General features: G+C 50.2%; 4 protein-coding genes. All 4 read right to left on the bottom strand.

The genetic code is table 11. The features are described from left to right. Nucleotides 1-598: DUF3488 domain-containing protein (locus Q1V74_RS11195; RefSeq protein ID WP_300648972.1), on the bottom strand; the 598-nt coding region annotated here is incomplete at its 3' end. Continuing rightward, nucleotides 591-1,544, bottom strand: a complete 954-nt coding sequence (locus Q1V74_RS11190) for a DUF58 domain-containing protein (RefSeq protein WP_300648970.1) — start codon at nucleotides 1,542-1,544, stop codon at nucleotides 591-593. The genes Q1V74_RS11190 and Q1V74_RS11195, both read right to left, overlap by 8 nt. Next, nucleotides 1,545-2,462 carry a MoxR family ATPase gene (locus Q1V74_RS11185; RefSeq protein ID WP_300648968.1) on the bottom strand — a complete coding sequence of 306 codons (918 nt, stop codon included), beginning with the start codon at nucleotides 2,460-2,462 and terminating at the stop codon, nucleotides 1,545-1,547. Nucleotides 2,463-2,481: 19 nt separating this feature from the next. After that, a complete protein-coding gene (locus tag Q1V74_RS11180; RefSeq protein WP_286638755.1) occupies nucleotides 2,482-2,766 on the bottom strand; it encodes a hypothetical protein in 285 nt (94 codons plus the stop codon). Nucleotides 2,767-2,869: the final 103 nt, after the last annotated feature.

The raw sequence follows: 2,869 nt of genomic DNA, 5'->3' as shown, positions 1-2,869 counted from the left end.
TCCACAATGGATCCAAACGGGGGAAAAATAAAAACAGTAGCACCATCAGCGGTACCGCTTGCAATAAGAGGAGACTGGCCGTTTTTAACGTGGTTTTTGGTTGTTCGCGGCGACTGCTAGGCTGCAAACCAATTAATGCCGAAATTAATGCAGTTAAGGGGAATAGGCTATAAATTGCAGCTAGCAATCCATCATCAAATAAGTAACTGGTGAGAACAATAAAAAAGCCTAAAAAAATCACCACTAAGGCATCACGCTGGGTTTTCATCTCGATCAATTTGAGCGTGAAGGCAGTCACCAAGAGTGCCACGCCACCCTCAACGCCAATAATGCTGCCACGACTGATAAAAACCCCCGCTACACCGGCTAATGCCAACAGCAGCTTGATTAGCTTGCCAGGATAGACCGCTCGCATGCGATAAATTTGCACCCGCCACAGCGCGCAAACCACCCAAACTAGTGCTGTCCACACCGGTAAATAAAATAAATGCGGGGTGACGGCTAGACACTGGGCAATTAAAATCCAAATGAGTCCTGAGCGCGGAATTAAAGGCGCGGCCGTTGTCTGTGCCACTCGCTGGGTGGCTGATTTAAGCATGACCTTCACCCACTAATGCCAATGCCTGTAAGCAGGCTTCTAAATGCCCAAGTCCTTGTCCTGGGCCGATACTGGTCTGTGGCAGATGCAAACTAAAACTTTGCTGTTGTTCGGTTAAGGCCAGTACATGGTGGGTCAACACCGAGAGTCGCTGCTCCACATCACCACTTAAGCTGGCAAAATCTAACTGCTGCTGACTACCGGTCAGCTGATTAAACTCTTTAACCAACAGACCTTGACCACGGGACCAGGCTTTCCAGTTAATCCGGCGTAAAGACTCGCCTGCTTGCCATTGCCGAAGCCCTTCATAGTCATCAACGCCGGCTTGGCGCGCTTGGCTAGCCTGTTGATCTTGCTGCTCGCCCGCTACTTGACTGGCTAAAGGCAGGGCTAAAGGTTCAGGGTAAACCAGTGTCGATTGCTTCAGTTGAAAATGACTCCAGGCCTGCCAAATCCCCAAGGGGTAAGTGCTCACTAAACGGATACTAGGCGCGGCTAAACGTCCACGGCGCTGGCCAACTAAATGTAGCTGAACCACCTGCTCAGCGCCTTTAGCCAAATCCAACCACTGTGGTTGAGCGCCGTGCCAACCAATACCTAATGCTAAGCGCTCAGCACCACGCGGCGAGTTTAATAACTTAATCTGAAAGCCCGCGGGTTGCTTGACAAAACAGTGACTGACACCCGCTGGCAGTAGCTGCAGCTGCCACAAATTACGCCAAGTATGCAATAGCGACAACAAGGCTAAAGAAGCCAGCAAAAAAGTCAGGCCATAGGCCATGCTATTTTGATAGTTAATCGCTGCCAATAGCATCACAATCAATGCTAATAGCAAACCAAAACCCGCTTTAGTCGGCAATACATAGATTTTGCGCGCCGTCAGCAACACCTCGCTGCTAGCCCTCGGCTTGCGCCAGCCTCTGTCTTTGCGTCCTTGGTTGCTCATCTATAGGGCCGGTACCGTAGTTAATAAGTGCTGGGTTAAGGCACCGCCTTGTAATTGCCCCTGCGCTGTTTGCTCTTGTAAGCGGTGCCCGACCACTGCCGGCAATACCTGCTGCACATCCTCAGGAATCACATACGCTCGTCCGGCTAAATAAGCCCAGGCCTTGGCCGCACTCAGTAATGCCAAACTGGCACGGGGCGAGAGACCAAAGGTAAACTGCGGCTGAGTTCGGGTGGCATTAACTAAACGCAAAATATAATCCAGCAATGCATCGCTGGCTTGTACTTGCTGCACTTGCTGCTGAGCAAGACGCAATTGCTCAGCGCTTAGTAGCGGTTCTGCTTGCTGCAATTGCCGGCGTTGCCCGCTTTGTTGCAGCAGTTTTTTTTCTGCCTCAGCGGCTGGGTAACCCAAAGAGATACGCATTAAAAAACGATCCAGCTGGGATTCAGGCAACGGAAAAGTGCCGCTTTGACTAGAAGGGTTTTGCGTGGCAATCACAAAAAATGGCTCTGGCAGCGGCCGCGTCTCTCCCTCAATACTCACCTGTCCCTCCTCCATCGCCTCTAACAAGGCGCTTTGGCTTTTAGGCGTAGCGCGGTTAATTTCATCGGCTAGCACTAACTCAGCAAAAATTGGGCCAGGATGGAATACAAAGGTACTGCTTTGCTGTTCAAAAATCGCTGTACCTAAAATATCGCCGGGCAATAAATCAGAAGTAAACTGAATCCGCTGATAGGATAATCCCAACGCATCCGCTAGGGCATGACTCAACGTGGTTTTACCCATACCGGGTAAATCCTCTAGCAATAAATGCCCCTTGGCCAATAAACACGTTAGCGCCAAACGCACCTGCTGCGGCTTGCCTAACACCACCTGATTAATTGCTTCTAAACAGCGTTCTAATAGCGCCTGCATAATTTTCCTCTAGTGACGGTTAGCGTCCTGCCCGTGATTCACGAATATAAAAGCGTGCTTTTTGCGCTTTTTGTGTACAACCACGGTAACCTTCAAATTGTTGCTGGGTTTTGGCCGCTGTTAATAGGGTTAAGGCTTTAGAGTAGCTGACGCTGCCAGCAAACCCTTCCACCTTGGCAATATCTAGCTCTTGCCAAGCGGCATCCAGTTGGCTGGCGCAACTACTACGATGACTCACCTTGGCCGAGCAACCGGCCAGCGACAAACTGACAAGCACCAATAACAGCGTACTACGCTTGAGCATTAGGCATCTCCTTGAGCATTCTTTTTCGGCTCGGCACAAGGCGTGGTAGTTTGGCCGAGTAATAAAGGTTGGCTAGTAGAAATCCAATCGCTGAGTAAGCTAT

Source organism: Paenalcaligenes sp. (assembly GCF_030152715.1).
Lineage (GTDB): Bacteria > Pseudomonadota > Gammaproteobacteria > Burkholderiales > Burkholderiaceae_B > Paenalcaligenes > Paenalcaligenes hermetiae.
This window is presented reverse-complemented; position numbering and strand designations above follow the sequence as displayed.